This window comes from Pseudomonas syringae pv. coryli str. NCPPB 4273 (assembly GCF_000972175.1).
GTDB classification, from domain to species: Bacteria; Pseudomonadota; Gammaproteobacteria; order Pseudomonadales; family Pseudomonadaceae; genus Aquipseudomonas; species Aquipseudomonas syringae.
On record NZ_AWQP01000004.1, the window covers coordinates 124223 to 147019 of the forward strand.

Consider the following 22797-nt stretch of genomic DNA (forward strand, 5'->3'; position numbering starts at 1 on the left):
GCCATCACACCTTCGTAGAGCCCTGCGCCATGTCTGACTACCTGTTGCAAATGAACGGCATCGTCAAATCCTTTGGCGGTGTGAAAGCGCTCAACGGCATCGATATCACAGTGAAGCCCGGCGAATGCGTCGGCCTGTGCGGCGAGAACGGCGCGGGCAAGTCGACATTGATGAAAGTCCTTTCGGCGGTCTATCCCTACGGCACCTGGGAGGGCGAGATTCTGTGGGACGGCCAACCGCTCAAGGCACAATCGATCAGCGAAACGGAAGCGGCCGGGATCGTCATCATCCATCAGGAGCTGACGCTAGTCCCGGACCTGTCAGTGGCCGAAAACATCTTCATGGGTCACGAGCTGACGCTCCCCGGCGGGCGCATGAATTATCCGGCCATGATCCACCGCGCCGAGTCGCTGATGCGGGAACTCAAAGTGCCTGACATGAACGTGGCACTGCCGGTTTCCCAGTATGGCGGCGGCTACCAGCAACTGGTGGAAATCGCCAAGGCGCTGAACAAGAAGGCGCGTCTGTTGATTCTCGATGAGCCCTCCTCGGCCCTGACCCGTTCCGAAATCGAGGTGCTGCTGAACATCATTCGCGACCTGAAGGCTAAAGGGGTCGCGTGCGTGTACATCTCCCACAAGCTCGATGAAGTGGCCGCCGTGTGCGACACCATTTCAGTCATCCGCGACGGCAAACATATCGCAACCACTGCAATGGCGGACATGGACATTCCAAAGATCATCACCCAGATGGTCGGACGCGAAATGAGCAACCTCTATCCCACCGAGCCGCATGATGTCGGCGAGGTGATTTTCGAAGCGCGGCATATCACCTGCCATGACGTCGATAACCCCAAGCGCAAGCGGGTCGACGACGTATCGTTCGTCCTCAGGCGCGGGGAAATCCTCGGCATCGCCGGGCTGGTGGGCGCGGGCCGCACCGAACTGGTATCCGCCCTGTTTGGCGCCTATCCGGGTCGATACAGCGGTGAAGTGTGGCTCGATGGCCAGATGATCGACACGCGCACGCCGCTCAAATCAATCCGCGCCGGTCTGTGCATGGTCCCCGAAGACCGCAAGCGCCAGGGCATCATTCCGGACCTGGGTGTCGGCCAGAACATCACCCTCGCGGTCCTCGACAGTTACTCGAACATGACCCGTATCGACGCCGAGGCAGAGCTGGGCAGTATCGACCGGGAAATCTCGCGCATGCACCTCAAGACCGCCAGCCCGTTTTTGCCGATCACCAGCCTGTCCGGCGGCAATCAGCAGAAAGCCGTGCTGGCGAAGATGCTGCTCACCCGCCCGCGCGTTCTGATTCTCGACGAGCCCACCCGCGGCGTCGATGTCGGTGCCAAGTACGAGATCTACAAGCTGATGGGTGCGCTGGCAGCCGAGGGTGTGTCGATCATCATGGTGTCTTCGGAGCTGGCCGAAGTGTTGGGCGTGTCCGACCGCGTACTGGTGATTGGCGACGGCCAGTTGCGCGGCGACTTCATCAACCATGACCTGACTCAGGAGCAGGTCCTCGCCGCTGCACTCAGCCACTCCGATGCCCCTCACGATAATGCCCGGAAGACCGCGTAGATGAACCAGGTCAAACAGTTCTTTACCCGCTACAAAATGCTCGCGCTGGTAATTGCCATCGCCGTTATCTGGCTGTTCTTCAGTTGGCAGACCGAAGGCGGCTTCCTCACCCCGCGCAACTTGTCCAACCTGCTGCGACAGATGTCCATTACCGGGATTCTGGCCTGCGGCATGGTGCTGGTGATCATCAGCGGCGAGATTGACCTGTCGGTGGGCTCATTGCTTGGCCTGCTCGGTGGCCTGGCGGCGATTCTGGATGTGGTTTACCACGTTCCGCTGCTGGCGAACCTGAGTGTGGTGGCCTTTTGCGGCCTGATGATCGGCCTCGCCAATGGCTACATGACTGCCTACCTGCGGATCCCCTCGTTCATCGTCGGGCTGGGTGGCATGCTGGCGTTTCGCGGCGTTCTGCTGGGGATCACCGGCGGCACGACCATCGCTCCGGTGTCGCCGTCGCTGGTCTATATCGGTCAGGGCTATCTGCCACATGCGGTAGGCACCGGGCTCGGCATCCTGCTGCTGGCGCTGACGCTGTTCCTGACCTGGAAACAACGGCGCAACAGAGCGCTGCACGGGCTGGCGGCACATTCGCTGATTCGTGATGTGTTGCGTGTGTTGTTGATCGGCGCTGTGCTGGGCGGCTTTGTCTATGTGCTCAACAGCTACGACGGAATACCCGTTCCGGTGTTGCTGTTGCTGGTCCTGCTCGGCGTGTTCAGTTATGTCACCAGCCAGACGGTATTCGGGCGCCGCGTCTACGCCGTCGGCAGCAACATGGAAGCCACGCGCCTGTCCGGCATCAACGTACAGGCCGTGAAGCTGTGGATCTTCGGCATCATGGGCGTGATGTGCGCGTTTGCCGGGCTGGTCAACACCGCACGCCTGGCCGCCGGCTCACCCTCGGCCGGCAACATGGGCGAACTCGACGCCATCGCCGCATGCTTCATCGGCGGCACGTCCATGCGTGGCGGTTCAGGCACTGTCTACGGCGCCCTGCTCGGCGCACTGGTCATCACCAGTCTCGACAACGGCATGTCGATGCTCGACGTCGACAGTTACTGGCAGATGATCGTCAAGGGCGGCATTCTGGTATTGGCGGTGTGGGTGGACGTGAGTACCCGCGCCGGGCGGCGCTGATCGCTGCCCGACACGCAAGCTGACAGCGCGCAATCAAGCCGGTCTGGCCGCTATCGCTTCGACCTCGATCAACGCGCCGGGCAATGGCAGCGCTACCACCTGCAACGCCGTGCGCGCGGGTTTGAGAGGTTGTTCCGGCGTGCCGAAAAATTGCGTGTAACCGGCCTGCAACCCGGCAAAATCCAGCTTGCCGGCGGTTTCCTCGGCACCGACCAGAAATACCCGCAACTGTACGATATCGCCCAGATCGAGGTCCTGTTGCTGAAGGATTCTGCGCAGTTTGTTGAATACCGAAACGGTCTGTACTTCGGTGTTGCCATAGGCTGCCGGCGTACCCGACGGAGCCTGCGGGTCGGCGAGGTCAGGCAAGGTGCCGCTGACAAATACCAGGCTGGTCGAGGCTGGCACTGTCACGGTTTGCGAGATCGGAAAATCGCCGACGCTGGTGCGTTGAATGCTGTCGCTCATGGTGTCTCTCCTTCAATGGATATTCAGGAATAAGGGTTACGTAAAACGACGGGGTCGTGCAGTTGCACGTCATGACGCGGCAAGGGTCGAAATCTGCCGCGCTTGCGTCACTCGCTCGGCCAGTTGCGCCACCACATGTCGCGCCGAGTTGGCCGCCGACTCCTGCCAGATGCCGACTCCGCTTTGCACCAGTCCGTCACCGGCGAAGTACACACGACCATGGGGCTCGTCCAGCAACGCACTGGCAGCGGCCGGAAAATGTTCGCGTTGCAACCAAGGGCCTTCGCTGTAAGGGATCTGCTCCCAGGACACGGCCAGCGGGTTGCGCAACTGCCGCGAATACCCCGGATGCAGCAGCTCTACCGCTTCTCTGGAAGCAGCGTATTGTGTGTCGAACGGTCGCGCACCGAACGCAGCGGCCCCCTCCCCGGTGACATAACCCGCCACCAGCAGACCTTCACGGGTGTTCAAATCGTTACTGGGATACCACAACAGCCGCGCCGGATGGTCGATCCAGGACAACCCGCCGTAGATGCGGTAGTCGGTTTCCCAAAAACGCGGAGATTGCCAGGCCACCTTGGTCGCCTGATCGTTGCGGGTGCTGAGCAAGGCCGCCTTGACCGGATCACTGAAATCGGTGTCCAGTCTGGCCAGCAAAGGCAGTGGCAGGGTTGACACCAGATAGTCGGCGCGCACCACATGCTCGCGACCGCTGTATCTGTCGTGATAGGTAACTGCCACGCCGTCTTCCAGTTGACGAATCTGCCGTACCTGCGCGCCCAGTTGCACCTGGTCGGTGAGGCGCTGGTAAAAGGCGTCGGTGATCCGGTCCATGCCACCGACCGGTTGAAACATGGTCGCGGAAAACTCGGGAAACTCGGTGTGTAGCAGTGCGCCCCATAATTCGGGGTGCAGCAAGCGATCCAGCGCCACCGGTTGCGCACTGCTCGGCAAGGCTCCTGGATGAGAAAGCGACGTTTGATGCCCGGAGCGCAGGCTGCCCTCGTAAGCCAGTTCCTGCGAAAGGTCGCCATACACCTGCAAGAACGCCAACAGCCGCTGACGCTCCTCGCCACTCAACACATCGTCCAGCGCGTCGCGCTGCACCGCCCTGGCCAGCAAACCGGAAAGATGGCCGCGAGCGTCATTGATCGCCTGGCCGACAGTGAACGCGGGGCGTTGCAGGTCCGGGCGTACCTGTGCTCCATGGCTGCTGTTGACCAGTACTTCAAGCGGCACACCCAGTTCACTGCAGTAGTCGAGCAACGTCCGATGCTGGCTGGGAATGCGCGCCGGACCGGCATTGAAATACACCCCTGAATCGAAGCTTGCGGTCTGTGAGCGGCCGTCCTTGTACTCCACCCGATCGCCGTTGCGCAGCGTCCAGTTACGGCCACCCACTCGCTCACGGGCTTCCAGCACTTGCACGGCAAAACCTGCGCGCTTCAGTTCCAGTGCCGTGACCAGCCCGGCAATGCCTGCCCCCAGCACCAGCACGCGAGTGCCCTGCCCCAGACCGTCGCCGAGTTTCAGAGGCTGTGGCCGTCGATGTGATGAAGGCCCCAGCCCCAGTACCGCAAGCGCATCCTTGACGGCGGTCTCGCCGCCCACCGCAGCGATACTGGAAAGCGCTTCACGTCGTGTCAGTCCCATATCGTTTGCTCCCTTCAACGCTTCAGTCCGGCAAGCCGGGCGGGTTGATCAACGACCTGTCGACGCGCTCCACATCCAGCCCCCAGCGTTTGAGCACCTGCTCGTACTGGCCGCCGGCAATCGCTCCTTCCAGGGCGGTGTGAATCGGCCTGACCAGGCCGTTGTCCTTGCGCGTGGTCACGGCGATATCCGCCTGCAGCGGCCAGCCGCCATTGACCGTGCCTACCCGCTTGATGCCGCCGGTAATCGCGGCCGAATAGGCATATATCGAATTGGGCCCGAACAGCGCATCACTGCGACCCGACTGAATGGCAAGTTGTGCGGCCGCCTGATCATCGAAGTACTGCAACAGCGCAGGCTTGATACCGGCCTTTTCATTCGCTTCGTTCCACGCCAGCAGAACCTTTTCCTGATTGGTGCCGGAGCCGACGATAATTTTCAGCCCGGCAATGTCCGACGCCTGTTTTATCTCGCTTATTTTGCTGTTGGCTTTCACGTAGAAGCCCAGGACGTCCTGACGGTAAGTGGCGAAATCGAAGCGTTTCTTGCGCGCTTCAGTGACGGTGACATTGCTGATCACCGCGTCGTATTTTCCCGAACTGACGCCCAGCGGCCAGTCCTCCCAACTGGTCTGCACCACGTTCAATTGCAAGCCCAGGCTATCCGCTACCAGTTGCGCGGTATCGGCCTCGCTGCCAATAGTGGTCTTGTCATCATTGGCCAGCAGCGCCAACGGCGGCCCCGCAACACCGGAGACGGCCACGGTGAACTTGCCAGGCTGGGCGAACTTGAAGCCCGCCGGGATCTGTGCGATGGCCGCCTCGTTACGCGGCACATGAATGCGTGGCCGGTCGGGACTCAGATCGACCGGTTGCGCGGTCGAGGCCAAAGTATTGTGGGCGACGCTGACGGCTAGCGTCAGCAAGGCCACACGGGCGATATTGATGAACATCAGCAGTCACTCCTTGATAGCGGGAAAGTCATAGCACCTTGCCGAGAAAGGCAGCCGTGCGAGGATGTCGAGGTTGATGGAACACCTGCTCCGGCGGCCCTTGCTCGATCAGTCGGCCCTCGCAGAGAAACACGACATGGTCTGCCACCTCACGGGCGAAGCCGATTTCATGAGTGACCACCACCAGCGTGACACCCAGTTGCGTCAGGCCCTTGATGACGTCCAGCACCTCGCCGACCAGCTCGGGGTCAAGGGCTGAGGTGGGCTCATCGAACAGCAGGACCTTGGGGTCCAGCGCAAGCGCGCGGGCGATTGCGACACGCTGTTGCTGCCCCCCGGAAAGCTGGCGCGGGTACGCATCTGTCTTGTCTGCCAGACCAACCCTGGCCAGCAGCTCACTTGCCCTGGCCCGGGCCTCGGACTTGCTCCAGCGTTTGTGGGCCAAAGGCGCTTCGGCGATGTTTTCCCAGGCAGTGAGGTGCGCGAACAGGTTGAAATTCTGGAACACGAAGCCGACCTCGATCCGCCGCTTGAGGATCTCGCGCTCCTTGAGTTCATAGAGCAGGTCGCCCTTGCGACGATAGCCAACGTAATCACCGTCGATGGTGATGTACCCGCTGTCGATCTTTTCCAAGTGGTTGATGGTGCGCAGCAGCGTGGACTTGCCGGAACCGGAAGGACCGAGTATCACCGTGACCTTGCCCGGCTCGATGCTCAGGTCGATGTCCTTGAGCACCTGCTGGCTGCCAAAGCGCTTGCCCACGCCCTGAATCTGAATGCGCCCTGCGCGCACTGGCGTGGAGGCCTCACCCATGGTGCTTCTCCCCGGACGCGCTGCCCTTGAGCCAGCCGCGCAGGCGCTGCAAGGGTGTCGGCGGCAGTACACGTGCCGAGCCACGGGCAAAGTGGCGTTCGACGTAATACTGGGCACTGGTCAGCACCGTAGTGATGATCAGGTACCAGACGGTGGCCACGATCAGCAACGGAATCACTGCCTGGGTGCGGTTGTAGATGACCTGCACGGTGTAGAACAGCTCCGGCAAGGCCAGCACGTAAACAATGGATGTTCCCTTGACCAGACCGATGATCTCGTTAAAACCCGAAGGCAGAATCGAGCGCAACGCCTGGGGCAGAATGATCCGGAAAATCCGCCGCGACGCAGGCAGGCCAAGTGCCGCAGCAGCTTCATGCTGACCGGCATCGACACCGATCAGCCCGCCACGAATGATTTCTGCGGTATAGGCCGACTGCATCAGGCTCAAGCCCAGTACCGCAACGGTGAACTGACTGAGCACGTCCACCGTCGACCACTCGGCGAAGACCAGCTGGGTGAACGGCACCCCGAGTACGATGTGGTCGTACAGGTAGGCGAAGTTGTAGAGGATGATCAACACCAACAGCGCAGGCATCGAGCGGAAAAACCAGATGTAGCCCCAGGCCAGTGCCGCCAGCAGCGGCGAACCCGACAGGCGCGCCAACGCCAGCGCCGTGCCGAGAATGATGCTGAACAGCGTGCTGAGCAGCGTCAACAGAAGCGTCTGCGCAAGGCCGCGCAGCACCGATGGCGAGAAGAACCACTGGCCGAAGACGCCCCACTCCCAACGCGGGTTGGTCGCCAGCGAGTGCACAATGACCAGCAGCACCAGCGCCGCGAATATCGACCCGATCCAGCGACCGGGATGCCGGGCGGGGACAATCTGCAATGCCTTTATCGGCGGCGGTGCTACGCGGCCCTGAGCAAGCGGATAATGACGGGCCTCATCAATGAAGTCATAGGGTTTGGCGACAATGGGCATAGTGGTTCCTCGCACGCAATATTGAGTTGTCAGGTGCTGGCCTTAAAAGGCGTAAGTCAGCCGGGTGTAGTAGTAGCCGCCAGTAAAACCGTAGGGCGAATAGGTGCCGTAGCTGCTGACCATGGTGCTGCTGGGAATCCCCTGCTTTTTGGGATAGACGTCGAACAGGTTCTTGGCCCCGACGGCGACGTTGAGGTTTTTGCTGAGGTTGTAGCCAAGGTCCAGATCGGTGATCCACTTGGCGCCGTAAACGCGGTCCAGATCACGATTGGCTGAGGAATTGACCTCCTTGTAAGCGCCGTAGCGGGTCAGCGCCAGCTTCAGGTTGAAGCGCTCGATACTCCAGTCACCGCCCAGAATCAGCTTGGTGCGCGGCTGCACACCGGTGATCAGATTGCGCGCTTCGCGGTCCATCAGTTCATAGGACGTACCGAGAATCGAGGTGGATTCCTTGTAGCTGAGGACCTTCGTCTGGTTCCAGTTGAACGCCGCCGTCCACTTCAATGACCCGTACGGCCCCAGGTCCTGACTGTAATTGCTGACCAGGTCCAGCCCCTTGGTACGGGTGTCGGCACCGTTGATGAAGTACTGGCCACCCGACGTCGAGTCGATGCCATTGTTGAGCAGCACCTGCGTGACCTCATCGCCCAGCAAGGTGCCGGTCAGCGTGATGCGGTCACGCAGATTGATCACGTAGGCGTCGGCGCTCAGCGTGAGGCGCTCGGTCGGTGTGAGCGTGAAGCCGAGGCTGAAGTTGGTCGAGCGCTCCGGTTTGAGGTCCTCGGCACCCAGCGCTTTCGCAGCCCCGGACCCCGTCGGCAACACGCCGTAGTTGATGGACTGATAGACCCCGTCCACCACGCCATACGTGGTCGAGCGCGCACTGAACAGGCTGTTGGCCAGAGACGGTGCACGGAAGCCATTGCTGACAGTGGCACGTACAGCGAATTGGGGAGTGAAATCGTAACGTGTGGTCAGCTTGCCGCTGCGGGTCGCGCCCACGCCCTGATTGTAATGCTCGTAGCGAAATGCGCTGCCAACGTACCAGTCCGGTACAGGGTTGAAGCCCACGTCGACATAACTGGCGACACTGTTGCGCGAGGCGCTGCTTTCTTCGTCAGGGGAAATACCGTTGGTGACTTGCGCTCCGGAAGACGCGCAGTTGCCCGGCGCAATGCAGTAGCCGCCATTGGCATAGGATTCATAGTCACCGGCCTGCACCTCGTACGTCTCACGCCGATGCTCGAGGCCATAGGACACATCCAGAGGCTTTTGCAGACCGATGTCGAAGCCGCGCTTGAAGTCCAGATTGGTGGTCAGTTCGGTGGAGACCCACGTACCGGAAGTAAAGCGATTGGGCGTGGCTTCACCCAGGGACGGGTTCTGATTGTGCGTACTGCCCTGCTCGGCTGCGTTGCGCCCATAAGTGCTGGACAGGTCCCAATCCCATTCGCCAACGGTGCCCTTGCCGCCAAATGCTGCCTGGAAATCGTCTTCATCGATGTACCAGGTCGGCGTGTATCCCGCCGGGTATCCGTTAGGCCCGGTGGTAATGGTATTGGTAATGGTCGGCAGACGAAAATTCTGCCCCTGCTCGGCCTTACGACGTGAATAAGTGGTGAAGGAATACAGGCTCAGACTGTCATCGATGGGCAGTTCGGCGTTGTACCCCAGGGTCAGCAGGTTGGTCTTTGGCGTGCCGTAGCCGCCATACGTGGACTTGCCCGCCAGGTCATAGGCCTGCTCGTAACTGTAACCATTGGCGCTGGCCTTGTTGTCATCATTCTGGCTGCGGGCGTCCAGCGCCAGTTGCACAATGCCCCCGTCGCCGATCTCGAACCCCTTGTTGAGGCTTTGCTGCACAGTCTGCTTCTTGCCGTCATAGCCGAGCCCGGCATTGGTCACCGAGGTACCACTGGTGTCAGCCTTGAGGATGACGTTGATGACCCCTGCAATCGCATCGGAACCGTATTGGGCCGCTGCGCCATCGCGCAGGACTTCAACATGGTCGATGGCGCTGATAGGGATCAGGTCCAGGTCCGCAGGGGCAGCCCCGGTATTGATGCCGTTGATGTTCAGGGTGGCGCTGGTGTGACGGCGTTTGCCATTGACCAGCACCAGCACTTCGGCGGCGCTCAGACCCCGCAAGTTGGGCGCACGGGCAATGCCGCTGGCGTCCCAGCCGGTTTTTTCCGGCAGGGTCAGCGATGGAATCACAGCGCTCAGGGCTTCCATCAGTCCGGGCTTGCCGGTGCTCTGTAATTGTCTGGCGCTGACCACATCGATCGGCACCGGGCTGCTGGTCACCGTACGTTGCTCGGCACCGCGATTACCGGTGACCACCACAGTGGACAAGGTCCGCGGGTCGTCGGTGTTGTTTTCCTGGGCTCTTATGGTCCCTGACAGCAACATGCCCCCTATCGCCAAGGCCAATGGGCAGTAGCCCATTGCAGCAGTCGATACCCGGGCACGTTGTAAGGCTTGTTTCATACCCACTCCAGACATGGCTGTCATAGCAGCCACACATCCAAATCGCGAAATCGGACACTCCCGCTGTCCTGAAGACGGCGCGGCATGCACGGTTTTAAAAGTGATCAACGACATGCAGGAAAACCTGCGGCCGGGTTTGGCACTTAGCGGTCTGAACGAACTAGCTGTGAGGCGAGTAGTCGGTGCGGAGCAGTGGCAAGGCGACGCGCCTGTCAATGACAGGGCGAGAGAAGTAAAGGCAACGGCAGGATTGAACAGGCAACATACGTTGAACTCCCTTCCAACGATTCTGCACCGGGGTCAGCGTTTCAGCGCCCCTGTCACACTGCGCAGGCTGGCGGCATGACACACAGAATCTTGATCACGATTGGTACCATCCGAGGTAAGGGGTAGGCTGTTGAAACCAAACATAACGGAATCAATTTTGAAAATATAATTCTATTTGGTCATAAGCTAATATTATTATTTCTGATCTAAATTAAACCTAATTATTTAAAAATAACATTTTCTGCATGAGAAATTTTCCAGATCGAAAAGCCCGGTTATCAAGCCGGGCTTCACGTCACGTTGCCTACTTCGAGAGCAGAAGCTCGACCAGCTCGTCCGCCCCTCTCGAAATGCCGGCCTGCGCCGCCGACAGACTTCCGAAGGTTGAGCCGATGTCATAGACCTTCGGATACTGCCGGGTGATATAGGACGCCAGCAGTTGCGAGGTGGACGCGTCGTAGATCTCGACGGCATAACTGACGGAGCCGGTAAAAGTCCCCTTACGATCTCGGGCCGCCTGAACCAAGTTATAAGAGCCCATGCCGATATCGAATCTGGAGAACGTCGACAGCCCGGCGACAGTGGTCTCGGCCCCGGTGAGTGTCAGACGAATCCTCAACGTACCGCGCCCCGGCGTGGCGGTGAATCGAAAGTGTCGCCCCAAGGCCTCGGAGAACTTGACCGTCATGTCGTTGGCCAGGGTTATGCGGTCCTTGCGCTCCAGCCCGGAAAACTGGGCATCCACGCCCGTGTAAATCACCACGGGCTCAAGCATGATTTGATCGTATTTATTCCAGTTGACTGCGGTGGTGTATTTAAACGGTATACGCCCGGTACTGTCCTGCTCGTTAGGCCGCATTTCGAGCGAGGACTCTATGCCCGAGTAAGGGGACGGCTCGTGGCTGGCACACCCCGCGACCAGAAATCCCAACAACAGAAGCACGGACACCTTCATCTGTTTAACGTAGTGCATGGGCAATTCTCCAGCGTGATCAGGTTATTGATATTCAAACGCTCACCGTCCATCAGGCACGCCTGCAGGCAACGCGCTTGAACAGCATTGTTTGTAGTGAAAAGCTCTCTGTTACCTGTTGCGGGCTATCCACGAACGGCGATACCGCATTGCACGGCTTTCAATCGTTAGCTATCTGTTGGCACTGCAAATCTTTTCAGATTTGCCGTGGCGTAGCTAAATCGGCAACGCCAAAACTGTACCAAGGTGTATACTTTTAGACGTTTGCAGAGCGCTCGTCAATCTAAAATGTACACATCGGTATACTTTTGATGGCTTCGAGATTATTGACCTGGAAAGACAGGCAGCGTGTCAGGTAAGTGGGGGCTAAACACCCCTTGGATCGGCAGTACTCGAAACCCAAGGCCCGGATGAACGCCACCGCCCATTGTCAGCACGGCCTTTTGAGCATAAGGTGTAAAAAACCTATACAAGACGATTAGTGATGTACAAGAAATTTGAATGGCCGCTGACACTTTACTTTGATGGTGACTGCCCGCTCTGCGCCCGAGAGGTCAGAACCCTGCGCGCCCATGCAAAGCCTGAGCGGCTTTTGTTCGTGGATATTCGTGATGACGCCTTTGACGCCACTTCTCTGGGATTCACACTTGAGGATATGGAGTCGTTACTGCACGCCAGATTCAACGATGGCACGTGGGTCAAGGGTCTGGACGCGACACTCTGGAGTTGGCGAGCGGCCGGCCTGGGTGCGTGGGTCGCGCCGCTGTCGTGGCGATTCATGAGGCCCGTGTTCAACCTGGGCTACCGGCTTTTTTGCCGCTCGCGCCCTTACCTTGCCTGGCTGCCCCACCCTGACGGCAGCCGCCGTTGCAGTAGCAACAGCTGTGCGGTCCCGGACGCAAAACCAGCTTCGGCCAAGCGGAATTCCAGTACGGAAAGGTAAACAAGGACTGCTTACCGCAGAAACGAAAAAAGACGCCTGGGCGTCTTTTTTTGCTGACTCACTAAGCCCGGAGGGTTCAGTAAATCAATATTTGGAGCGGGAAACGAGACTCGAACTCGCGACCCCGACCTTGGCAAGGTCGTGCTCTACCAACTGAGCTATTCCCGCATTGTCTTGATGACGGGCGCTATTCTAGCGATTCAGATAGCGGCGTCAAGCCTTTGATTCAAAAACTTATTTTTTTTCTGCAGTCGTCCTGAGGTGCGGCCATGCGGCCCTCAGGTATTGCACCATGGACCAGAGTGTCAGCCCCGCAGCGATAAGCAGCAGCGCATAGCCGAGAATGACCCAAACGGTGATGGCGGGCGGGTTGCCGAGCAGAATGACCAGCGCGAGCATCTGCGCCGCCGTCTTCCATTTACCCATGTTGGAAACGGCAACCTGCGCACGCGCGCCGATTTCCGCCATCCATTCGCGGAGTGCAGAGATTACGATTTCACGGCCGATGATCACCGCTGCGGGCAGCGTCAGCCATAGATTGGCATGCGCCTGAACCAGCAGCACCAATGCCACGGCCACCATCAGTTTGTCGGCTACCGGATCGAGAAAGGCGCCAAAGGGCGTGCTTTGTTCAAGACGGCGGGCCAGATACCCGTCGAGCCAGTCGGTCGCCGCAGCGAACGCAAAGACTGCACTGGCCGCCATGTAGCTCCAGTGATAAGGCATGTAGAACAACAAAATGAAGATCGGAATCAGTAAAACGCGTAGTACGGTGATCAGATTAGGGATATTCATCGGCACAACTGGCTACGAGGTGAACGAGCATTCTACTCGCTGTGCAGGTTTGCATAAATCGACTCTGCCAGCTTTTTGCTGATTCCGGGTGCTTTTGCTATTTCATCGATGCTGGCACGGGACAATTCCTGCAATCCGCCGAAATGTTTGAGCAGGTCACGACGCCGGGTCGGCCCGACACCCGCCACGCCCTCAAGGGTTGATGTACGCCGGGTCTTGCCGCGGCGGGCACGGTGGCCGGTGATTGCGAAACGGTGTGCCTCGTCGCGAATCTGCTGAATAAGGTGCAGGGCCGGAGAGTCGCCGGGCAGCGTGAATTCATGCGCTGAGTCGTTCAGGTACAACGTCTCGAAACCTGCCTTGCGCGTTGTGCCCTTGGCCACACCGAGCAGGATGAGCTCAGGAACCTGTAATTCATTGAGCACGTCGCGCGCCATGGACATCTGCCCCTTGCCGCCGTCCACCAGCAGCACGTCAGGCAACTTGCCCTCCCCGGCCTTGATGCGGCTGTAACGCCGGGTCAACGCCTGGTGCATGGCGGCATAGTCGTCGCCTGCAGTTACGCCTTCGATATTGAAACGCCGGTAATCGGACTTGATCGGGCCTTCGGGGCCGAACACCACGCACGACGCTACGGTCGCCTCACCACTGGAGTGGCTGATGTCGTAGCACTCCAGACGCATCGGTGGGTCTTCGAGACCCAGTACCTTGGCCAGCGCTTCGAACCGCGACGCAACATGCTGACGGTTGGCCAGCCGCGCGGTCAGTGCCTGCTCGGCATTGGTGACCGCCATTTGCTGCCAGCGCGCCCGGGTGCCGCGCACGCGATGACTGATAACCATCTCGACGCCGCGCAGCTCCTCGACGGCGTCGACGAACGCAGGGAAATCGTCGTTGATGACATTGACGATGACTTCGCCGGGCAGCTCACGGTCGATGCCGCCGAGGAAATACTGAGCCAGGAATGCCGACATTACTTCGCCGACCTCCTCTTCTATGCCCACCTGCGGAAAGAAGTTCTTGCTGCCCAGCACCCGCCCGCCCCGCACGCTGATCAGGTGCACGCAGGCACCGCCAGGGTTGACGAATGCGGCGACCACATCGACATCGCCGGTACCGCCGTCCATGCTTTGCTGATCCTGGACGCGGCGCAACAAGGCCACCTGATCGCGCAACTCGGCTGCACGTTCGAAATCGAGCGCCATCGCGGCTTTTTCCATGGAGGCGTTCAGCTCGTCGCTCAGGGCATTGCTGCGCCCTTCGAGAAACATCACCGAGTGACGTACGTCCTCGGCATACACCTCAGGCTCGACCAGCCCGACACATGGCCCTTTGCAGCGCTTGATCTGATATTGCAGGCAAGGACGTGTGCGGTTCTTGAAGTAGCTGTCCTCGCACTGCCGCACCTGGAAAGTCTTTTGCAGCAGACTGAGGCTCTCGCGAATCGCGCCGGCACTTGGGTAAGGCCCGAAATAACGACCCTTGGCCTTCTTGGTGCCACGATGAATGCTCAGCCGCGGAAAGGCGTTATCGGACAGAAACACATAGGGATAGGACTTATCGTCACGCAGGAGAATGTTGTACGGGGGCCGCCACTCCTTGATGAGGGTCTGCTCCAGCAACAGCGCTTCGGTTTCGTTGCCCGTGATGGTGGTTTCGATCTGGGCGATGCGCGACACCAGCGCTCCGGTCTTGGGCGCGTGTCCGGTCTTGCGGAAGTAGCTGGCAAGACGCTTCTTGAGGTTCTTGGCCTTGCCGACGTAAAGCAGTGTGGCTTCGGCGTCGAACATACGGTAGACGCCGGGGCGACCGCTACAGGTCGCGAGAAATGCACTTGGATCAAATGTCTGGGTCATGTTCAGGCGCTGGCATCAACCATGCCGTGACGTACAGCGAGCAAAGCCAGTTCAACATCACTGCTGATCGAGAGCTTTTCAAAGATACGGTATCGGTAGGTATTAACGGTTTTCGGTGAAAGGCACAGCTTGTCCGAGATGGTCTGGACTTTCTGGCAGCCGACAATCATCAGAGCAATCTGGATCTCGCGCTCGGACAGCAGATCGAACGGCGAATTATTGACTTGCGGCTGGAACGACTTCAACGCCAGCTGCTGGGCAATCTGCGGGCTGATGTAACGCTGACCGGCAAACACCAAGCGAATGGCCTGGACCATTTCGGCAAGCCCGGCACCCTTGGTCATGTAACCGGCAGCGCCAGCCTGCAGCAAACGGGTCGGGAAAGGATCTTCTTCACAGACGGTAACAGCGACGACTTTGATATCAGGGTGGCTGCGCAGCATCTTGCGCGTCGCTTCCAGCCCACCGATGCCCGGCATCTTGACGTCCATCAATACGACGTCAGGCTTGAGCTCGCGCGCTTTCTTCAGGGATTCCTCGCCGGAATCGGCCTGCCCGACAACCTGCAGACCATCAATGTCGGCCAGCATGCGTGTGATGCCTGTCCGGACAAGATCATGGTCATCGACAACTAGCACCTTAATCAAGCAGACACCTCGCGCAACGGTCATAACGAATGCCAATCGCCATAACAAAAACAACGAGTCAGACCTAGCACTGCGAACACCGTCTCACATCAATATGATGGCAAGCGCATGCGGGAGGGCTGCAAAAGTCTTGGCAGGACGGCAGAGCTGTGCGCGTCCCGGTCTTGTATCAGTTGCCCGATGGAAGCTTTGCAGTGCCCGATGATGGCGCCGAAAGCTCGGCAATAGTGGTTGTCAGGCGCCTGATAGCGTCCTGATCTTCCTTGCCCAGCACCCGGTAATTGCCGAGGATCTTTTCTTCGATGAGACTGAGGTTGTCAATCGGCACTGGCGTTCGCGTCCCCGTTAACACATAGAGTACGTCAACACCTTTGGCCGCAACCGCAGCCAGATAATCGGCCTTCGGCGCGCGATCACCATTTTCGTACTTCCCTTGGGCGTTGGCCTCGACCCCTCCTATCTCACCAAATGTACGCTGAGACATCCTCAGGCGCTCTCTTTCCTTTCTCAACCGGCAACCGATTCCACTCATTTGAACCTATGATCCTGTTGTAGCCATCCTAACGAATGTTAGAATCCCGCGGAATTGAATAGATTTGAACGGTTTTGAACTATGCCCGGAATACGCACCGCCGCACAAGCCAGGGCCTGGCTGGATCAACAGGGCAAATCTGTTCAGGAGTTCGCTCGTGAAAACAGCATTGATCCAGCGACCACTTACCAGGTACTGGCAGGACGCAAGAAAGGAAGGCGCGGTGAAGCGCATAAGGTAGCTGTACTGCTGGGCATGAAGATCGGGACGATCCCCGACACGGAAGCCCTGCATGAACAAGCACGTGAAGAATAGCCATTATTGGCTGGCGACAACGCATCCCGGACAAAACGCCAAAGCCGTTGCCTGATGATTAAGGTATACAGGGTTGCGAGTAAAATAGCCCGCCCGGATGCCACATGCCATCAACCGTTGAGCGGTTCGCTGTCGCTACAGAGAATCCACCTGCCTGCCTTCGCAGAAATCGATAATCCCGCTGATTGAATTTTCCAATTGAAGGCGCCTGCTTTCCTGAAGTAAGCTTGCGCTCAATCTATGGAGACCCACCATGCTGCAATCCACTTCACCGCTACTCGACGTTGCTACCGGCATTGCTTGCCGTGCGCGCGCCGTGGCTGTGCAAGCGGCCTCGGTGAGCGCATCCGTTGATTCTTATTATGGGTATTGGTTTAGCCACTGGCGCGCCTGATACCCATCCGGCGCCCATGTTAAGGGGACGCCAACCAGAGAATTCTCTAACCCCCGGTCGGCTTCCCGACCGGGGGTTTTGTTTTTTCAGGGCCACGTATTTCAACGGTCTGTTCCAGAACAGCCGTAAACAATCAATCTGCATTGCATCGAGGATCACGACATGAACTACGCCACTTATTACCGCAACGACATCGATTTTGCCTGGCGATTTAGCCACCTCCGTTCGGGACAGCCTGCCGCCTCCGTTCGGTCACTGCCAGGTGGCAAGCACATACCTCCGGTTCTAGAAAGCCTTTGTCGAACACCCCAGTAGGGTCTGCGCGGGAGCGTCCCGCCAGCCCAGGAAGCCAGAACATGAACTCGTCCGTTGCCGTAACCCCGTCCGACCTGTCCAGCCACGCCGTCAAGCTGGCAGACAACAGCCCCGCCTCGAAACGCCTGCCAGGTACTCTGGAATTGAAGATGCGTCTGCCCCTCGGCGCAGCGCTCACCGAACAGGTTGCCGCCCATCGCCGCGCCGTACGCGCCATCCTTGAAGGTCAAGACTCGCGACTGCTGGTCATCGTCGGCCCCTGCTCGATCCACGACCCTCGATCCGCCCTTGAATACGCTGAGCGACTGGCTGGTCTTGCTGCGCAAGTCAGTGATCAGATGCTGCTGGTAATGCGCGCTTACGTCGAAAAACCGCGCACGACGGTGGGCTGGAAAGGCCTGGCTTACGATCCGCGCCTTGACGGCAGCGACGACATGGCCGAGGGCCTGACGCTGTCGCGGCAATTGATGCTGGAGATGCTGGGCCTGGGCCTGCCGATCGCCACCGAGATACTGCAACCCATGGCGGCGGGCTACTTCGACGATCTGCTCAGTTGGGTCGCGATTGGCGCTCGCACCACCGAATCGCAGATCCATAGGGAAATGGCCAGCGGCCTGCCCATGGCTGTCGGGTTCAAGAACGGTACTGATGGCGGCGTGACGGTGGCCAGCGACGCGATGCGTTCGGCTGCGCATCCACATCGCCACTTTGGCATGGACCGTCATGGCCACCCGGCGATTATCGAGACACAAGGCAATCCGGATACGCACATCGTGCTGCGCGGCGGTCACGGCGGCCCCAATTACGATCACCAGAGTGTGGCCAAGGTACAGGCGAGCCTGAGCAAGAATAATGTCGCGTCGCGAATCATGGTCGATTGCAGCCACGCCAACAGTGGCAAGGACCCGCTGCGTCAGCCAGGCGTGTTCGAGGACGTGCTGGAACAGCGCTTGTCAGGCAACACCTCGCTGATCGGCATGATGATCGAGAGCCACCTGTTCGACGGCTGCCAGGCAGTGGGCGGAACGCTGCAGTACGGCGTTTCGGTCACCGATGGCTGCCTTGGCTGGGAAGGCACCGAACGCCTGCTGCGTCGTGCGGTTGACCGTCTGCGTTACAGATAAACAGAGCGAAGGAACTTTGTCGGGAAATACCGCACTGAATCCGGTAGGCTGTTTCTTTTTTTTCACAGGAGATTATTCCCCATGGCTAAAGCCACTGCCCGTCACATCCTTGTTTCGAGCGAAGACAAATGCAACGAACTCAAGACGCAGATCGAAGGCGGCGCTGATTTCGCTGAAATCGCCAAGGCCAATTCCAGCTGCCCATCGAGCCGTCAAGGCGGTGACCTGGGTTCGTTCGGTCCAGGCCAGATGGTCAAGGAATTCGACACCGTCGTGTTCAGTGCTCCGGTGAACACCGTTCAGGGTCCGGTAAAGACTCAGTTCGGCTATCACCTGCTGGAAGTGACCAGCCGCCAGGACTGATCCTGCCGCGCCGCATGCCAGACGGCTCATCTTCGGATGGGCCGTTTTTGTATGTGGCCGTTTCAACGACACAGTCGCCCAGCCTGCGCGCAGTGGCTTGGCGAAGCGCTCATTTGTCTGTAGAAGATAGCGCGATGCAGAGGCATGAGCTCTGTCATGATTGTTGTCACCGCTGTACAGCCAGTCGCCTTTAACCCTGACATTCGCTTGCGAACGTCAGTCAGGATTCGAGTCATGCGTTTTGTTTTTTCATCGTTGCTCGCCTTGACGCTGACCTTCGTTGGCGCTGCCCAATCGCTGTCCGCAGCCCCGCAACACGCTCTGACCGTTTACGGCGAAGCGCCACGCTATCCCGCCGACTTCAAGCACTTCGATTACGTGAACCCGGACGCGCCCAAAGGCGGCAGCATGCGGCGCTCGGCCATCGAAATCGGCCAGTTCGATCACCTGATGCCGTTCACCGACAAGGGCATGGGCGTTTCGCAGATCAATGGCATGCTCTACTCCCCACTGGCCACGCGCTCGATGGATGAGCCCTACACCGTCTACGGGCTTGTCGCCGAGAAAATGGAGCGTGGCGCGGATGGCCTCTCCCTGCGCTTTTACCTGAACCCGAAGGCACGTTTCGCGGACGGTACGCCGATTACCGCCAGTGACGTGAAGTACACCTACGAGCTGCTGATGACGCAGGGCAACCTGCAATACCGGACCCAGTTTGAAGCGGTCAAGGACGTGGAGGTCGAATCGCCTTTGCAGGTCCGCTTCGACTTCAAGCAGAGCGATAACCGCACCCTGCCCCTCGACCTGGCTTCGTTGCCGGTATTCCCCGAGCACTGGTGGAAAACCCGTGACTTTGCCAGCGGTGCCGGCTTTGAGATTCCGCCGGGCAGCGGGCCCTATCGGATCAGCCATGTGGACCCGGGCCGCACCGTCACCTTCGAGCGCGATCCGGACTGGTGGGGCAAGGACCTGCCGGTCAGCAAAGGCCTGTACAACTTCGACAAATTCGGCATCGAGTACTTCGGCGACATCGATGTCGCACGTACGGTGCTCAAGGGCGGCGCCTACGACTACAACCGCGAGTTTTCGGCCACCGGCTATTCAATCCGCTATGACGGCCCGGCCCTCAGCGACGGACGCCTGCAGAAAGCCCAACTGGCCAGGGGCGCGGTGCAAAGCTCGCAGGGTTTCGTCTTCAACCTGAGCCGCCCCATGTTTCAGGACCGCCGCGTGCGCCAGGCGCTGTCGCTGCTCTGGGACTTTGAATGGACCAACCGGCAGATGATGCGCAACATGTACATCCGCCAGAACAGCTTCTTCTCCAACTCGGAGCTGGCCGCCAGCGAACTGCCCACGCCTGCCGAACTGAAAATCCTCGAGCCACTGCGCGGCAAAGTCCCCGATCAGGTGTTCGACAGCGTGTTCGAGACGCCCAAAACCGATGGCACAGGCTTCATTCGCGACAAGCAGCTGCAAGCGCTGGCCCTCATGAAGGAAGCTGGCTGGACGCCAAAGGGCGATGAATTGGTGAATGCCCAGGGCGAACCGTTCAGCTTCACCTTTCTCAATGCACAAACAGGTTTCGAGCGAATGCTGCTGCCCTATAAACGCACCCTGGCGCAGATCGGTATCCACTTCGACATTCGCCGCATCGATGCCGCGCAATACCTTAACCGCGTCATGGCGCGCGATTACGACATGATTGTCACCGGCTACCCGGTCTCGACATCGCCCGGTGCCGAGCTGTACAGCAGTTTCGGCTCCAAGGTGGCGATGGACCCTGGCTCGAGCAATTACATGGCGCTGCAAGACCCCGCCGTCGATGCGCTGATTGCCGGCCTGCTCAAGGCCGACAACAAGCAGACCATGACCGACTACGCCCATTGCCTGGACCGGGTACTGCAGTGGAACTACTACTGGATTCCCAACTATTATCCGCCAGGCTCTTCAACCGTCTGGTGGAATCGTTTCGGCATCCCGAAAATTCAGGCCAGCAACAATGAGGCCATCGAAACATGGTGGGAAATCAGCCCGACACCGCTGACCAATGAGCAATTCGCTGAAAAACGCGGCGCGTCAGCCATCGTTTCGGAGATGCAGTGAATGCTCGGTTATATTCTGCGGCGCCTGCTGCTGATCATCCCTACCCTGCTGTGCATTCTGCTGGTCAACTTTTTCATCGTGCAGGCCGCACCCGGCGGGCCTGTCGAACAGGCCATCGCTCGCCTGCAAGGGATCGGCGGTGCCACCGTGGGCGCAGGTGCCAGCGAGTCCGCCGGGGCCGGTCACTCCAAGGCGTCGCGGGGGCTGGACCCGGCACTGATCAAGCAGATCGAACGCCAATACGGTTTCGACAAACCGCTGCATGAACGTCTCTGGCTGATGCTGAAAAATTACGCCCGACTGGATTTCGGCAGCAGCTTCTTTCGCGGCGCAACGGTGACCGACTTGATTCTGCAGAAAATGCCGGTGTCGATATCGCTGGGGCTCTGGGCGACATTGCTGACCTACCTGGTGTCGATCCCGCTGGGGATTCGCAAAGCGGTCAAACACGGCAGCCAGTTCGATATCTGGAGCAGCACCGCCATCATCATCGGTTACGCTATGCCAGCCTTTCTGTTCGCCATGCTGCTGGTGGTGGTGTTCTGTGGCGGCACGTCGCTGAACTGGTTTCCGGTACGCGGACTTGTTTCGGACAATTTCGAGCAACTGACCACGATCGGCAAGATCGCTGACTATTTCTGGCACCTGGCGCTGCCGGTCTCGGCGCTGGTCATTGGGGGTTTTGCCACGTTGACCCTGCTGACCAAGCATTCCTTTCTCAACGAAATCACCCGCCAGTACGTGACCACGGCCCGCGCCAAGGGCATGAGCGAGCGACGGGTGCTGTATGGCCATGTGTTTCGCAATGCCATGTTGCTGGTGGTATCGGGCATTCCGCAGGCGTTCATCAGCGTGTTCTTTGCCGGTTCGCTGCTGATCGAGGTGATCTTCTCGCTGGATGGCCTGGGCCGCATGAGCTATGAAGCCGCTGTGTCGCGGGACTATCCGGTGGTGTTCGGCTCGCTGTTCATCTTCACCGTGTTCGGCCTGTTGATAAAACTGATCGGCGATATCTGCTACACACTGGTCGACCCCAGAATCGACTTCAGCGCGAGGAATGCATGATGCGCAGCCTTTCGCCGCTGGCCCGTCGTCGCCTGGAGCGCTTTCGCAGCAATCGCCGCGGCTGGTGGTCGCTGTGGCTGTTCTGCGGACTGTTTGCCCTGACCCTGGGTGGCGAACTGATCGCCAATGACAAGCCGCTGCTGGTCAGCTATCAGCACTCACTCTATTTCCCGGTGTTCAAGCGTTATACCGAGCAGCAATTCGGCGGCGAGCTGCCCTTCCAGCCCGATTACCGCAGCGACTACGTGCGCACGCTGATCAGCAAAGGTGACGGCTGGATGCTGTTCCCGCCCATCCCGTTCAGTGACGACACGCCCAACTATGACCTGAAAACCCCAGCACCCAGCCCGCCGTCTGCAGAAAACTGGCTCGGCACCGATGACCAGGCTCGCGACGTCATGGCGCGGGTGATCTTCGGCGCCCGGGTGTCGATCCTGTTTGCGCTGGCACTGACCTTTATCAACGCGTTGATCGGCATCAGCGCCGGGGCGTTGCAGGGCTATTACGGCGGCTGGGTCGACCTGTTCGGTCAGCGTCTGCTGGAGGTCTGGTCGGGTCTGCCAGTGCTGTACCTGCTGATCATCCTGTCAGGCTTCGTCGAACCCGATTTCTGGTGGCTGCTGGGCATCATGGCGCTGTTCTCCTGGCTGACCCTGGTCGACGTGGTGCGCGCCGAGTTTCTGCGCGGCCGCAACCTCGAGTACGTCAAGGCCGCTCGCGCGCTCGGTCTGGGGGATCGCAAGGTGATCATGCGCCACATCCTGCCCAACGCGATGAATGCGACGCTGAGCTATCTGCCGTTCATTCTTACCGGTGCCATCTCGACCCTCACCGCGCTGGATTTTCTGGGCTTCGGCATGCCTGCCGGCAGCGCGTCGCTGGGCGAACTGATCGCCCAGGGCAAGCAGAACCTGCAGGCGCCCTGGCTGGGGCTGACGGCGTTCTTTGCCCTCGCGTTGATCCTGACGCTGCTGGTATTCATAGGCGAGGCGCTGCGTGACGCCTTCGACCCGAGGTCCTGAC

At 59.4% G+C, this 22797-nt stretch carries 20 protein-coding genes and 1 tRNA gene; 9 read left to right on the forward strand and 12 right to left on the reverse strand.

Annotated features, from left to right (window positions below):
- The first annotated feature begins 29 nt into the window (after positions 1-29).
- Together xylG and P406_RS02440 are read left to right on the forward strand one after the other, a co-directional pair.
- A complete protein-coding gene (gene xylG, locus P406_RS02435) occupies positions 30-1586 on the forward strand; it encodes a D-xylose ABC transporter ATP-binding protein (protein ID WP_046235224.1) in 1557 nt (518 codons plus the stop codon).
- Positions 1587-2723 (forward strand): sugar ABC transporter permease, encoded by a 1137-nt coding sequence (locus P406_RS02440; protein WP_046235225.1) that lies wholly within the window; start codon positions 1587-1589, stop codon positions 2721-2723.
- 33 nt (positions 2724-2756) lie between these two features.
- On the opposite strand, the gene P406_RS02445 is transcribed toward P406_RS02440, so the two are convergent.
- The 7 genes from P406_RS02445 to P406_RS02475 all read right to left on the reverse strand — a co-directional run bounded on the left by P406_RS02445 (position 2757) and on the right by P406_RS02475 (position 11322).
- Entirely contained in the window at positions 2757-3191 is a 435-nt protein-coding gene (locus P406_RS02445) for a RidA family protein (RefSeq protein ID WP_003410837.1), read from the reverse strand.
- 69 nt (positions 3192-3260) lie between these two features.
- Entirely contained in the window at positions 3261-4844 is a 1584-nt protein-coding gene (locus tag P406_RS02450) for a flavin monoamine oxidase family protein (protein WP_003410838.1), read from the reverse strand.
- A 22-nt stretch (positions 4845-4866) separates the two neighbouring features.
- Positions 4867-5796 carry an ABC transporter substrate-binding protein gene (locus tag P406_RS02455; RefSeq protein ID WP_003410842.1) on the reverse strand — a complete coding sequence of 310 codons (930 nt, stop codon included), beginning with the start codon at positions 5794-5796 and terminating at the stop codon, positions 4867-4869.
- A 28-nt stretch (positions 5797-5824) separates the two neighbouring features.
- Positions 5825-6610 carry an amino acid ABC transporter ATP-binding protein gene (locus P406_RS02460; protein WP_003410844.1) on the reverse strand — a complete coding sequence of 262 codons (786 nt, stop codon included), beginning with the start codon at positions 6608-6610 and terminating at the stop codon, positions 5825-5827.
- Positions 6603-7592 (reverse strand): amino acid ABC transporter permease, encoded by a 990-nt coding sequence (locus tag P406_RS02465; protein ID WP_003410846.1) that lies wholly within the window; start codon positions 7590-7592, stop codon positions 6603-6605. The genes P406_RS02460 and P406_RS02465 overlap by 8 nt, the downstream gene beginning before the upstream one ends.
- 42 nt (positions 7593-7634) lie before the next feature.
- On the reverse strand, positions 7635-10082 hold the full coding sequence (locus P406_RS02470; protein WP_046235226.1) for a TonB-dependent receptor plug domain-containing protein: 2448 nt from the start codon (positions 10080-10082) through the stop codon (positions 7635-7637).
- Between the two features lie 571 nt (positions 10083-10653).
- The gene (locus P406_RS02475) at positions 10654-11322 is read right to left on the reverse strand and encodes a DUF3313 domain-containing protein (protein ID WP_046235227.1); all 669 of its coding nucleotides are present in this window, start codon (positions 11320-11322) and stop codon (positions 10654-10656) included.
- 484 nt (positions 11323-11806) lie between these two features.
- On the opposite strand from P406_RS02475, the gene P406_RS02480 reads away from it, so the two are divergent.
- Positions 11807-12265, forward strand: coding sequence for a thiol-disulfide oxidoreductase DCC family protein (locus tag P406_RS02480; protein ID WP_032702917.1), 459 nt, complete (start codon positions 11807-11809; stop codon positions 12263-12265).
- 92 nt (positions 12266-12357) lie between these two features.
- Here the strand turns inward: P406_RS02480 and P406_RS02485 are convergent.
- From P406_RS02485 to P406_RS02505, 5 genes are all read right to left on the reverse strand, one after another.
- Positions 12358-12433: transfer RNA gene (locus P406_RS02485), tRNA-Gly, on the reverse strand.
- 66 nt (positions 12434-12499) lie between these two features.
- The gene (pgsA, locus tag P406_RS02490; protein WP_003410850.1) at positions 12500-13060 is read right to left on the reverse strand and encodes a CDP-diacylglycerol--glycerol-3-phosphate 3-phosphatidyltransferase; all 561 of its coding nucleotides are present in this window, start codon (positions 13058-13060) and stop codon (positions 12500-12502) included.
- 32 nt (positions 13061-13092) lie between these two features.
- Positions 13093-14916 carry an excinuclease ABC subunit UvrC gene (gene uvrC, locus P406_RS02495; RefSeq protein WP_003400849.1) on the reverse strand — a complete coding sequence of 608 codons (1824 nt, stop codon included), beginning with the start codon at positions 14914-14916 and terminating at the stop codon, positions 13093-13095.
- A 2-nt stretch (positions 14917-14918) separates the two neighbouring features.
- Entirely contained in the window at positions 14919-15563 is a 645-nt protein-coding gene (gacA, locus tag P406_RS02500; RefSeq protein WP_002553344.1) for a response regulator transcription factor GacA, read from the reverse strand.
- A 169-nt stretch (positions 15564-15732) separates the two neighbouring features.
- Positions 15733-16047: a helix-turn-helix domain-containing protein gene (locus P406_RS02505; RefSeq protein ID WP_046235228.1), complete on the reverse strand. Its 315-nt coding sequence runs from the start codon at positions 16045-16047 to the stop codon at positions 15733-15735.
- A gap of 129 nt (positions 16048-16176) precedes the next feature.
- Between P406_RS02505 and P406_RS02510 the strand changes: the two genes are divergently transcribed.
- The 6 genes from P406_RS02510 to P406_RS02535 all read left to right on the forward strand — a co-directional run bounded on the left by P406_RS02510 (position 16177) and on the right by P406_RS02535 (position 22796).
- Positions 16177-16410, forward strand: a complete 234-nt coding sequence (locus tag P406_RS02510) for a DNA-binding protein (protein ID WP_032698596.1) — start codon at positions 16177-16179, stop codon at positions 16408-16410.
- A gap of 750 nt (positions 16411-17160) precedes the next feature.
- The gene (locus P406_RS02515) at positions 17161-18243 is read left to right on the forward strand and encodes a 3-deoxy-7-phosphoheptulonate synthase (RefSeq protein WP_046235229.1); all 1083 of its coding nucleotides are present in this window, start codon (positions 17161-17163) and stop codon (positions 18241-18243) included.
- Positions 18244-18324: 81 nt separating this feature from the next.
- Positions 18325-18606 (forward strand): peptidylprolyl isomerase, encoded by a 282-nt coding sequence (locus tag P406_RS02520; RefSeq protein WP_046235230.1) that lies wholly within the window; start codon positions 18325-18327, stop codon positions 18604-18606.
- Between the two features lie 234 nt (positions 18607-18840).
- A complete protein-coding gene (locus P406_RS02525) occupies positions 18841-20709 on the forward strand; it encodes an extracellular solute-binding protein (protein ID WP_046235231.1) in 1869 nt (622 codons plus the stop codon).
- Entirely contained in the window at positions 20710-21774 is a 1065-nt protein-coding gene (locus P406_RS02530; protein WP_003364338.1) for a microcin C ABC transporter permease YejB, read from the forward strand.
- Entirely contained in the window at positions 21774-22796 is a 1023-nt protein-coding gene (locus tag P406_RS02535; protein WP_046235232.1) for an ABC transporter permease, read from the forward strand. Before P406_RS02530 ends, P406_RS02535 begins: the two co-directional genes overlap by 1 nt.
- Position 22797 lies beyond the last annotated feature (1 nt).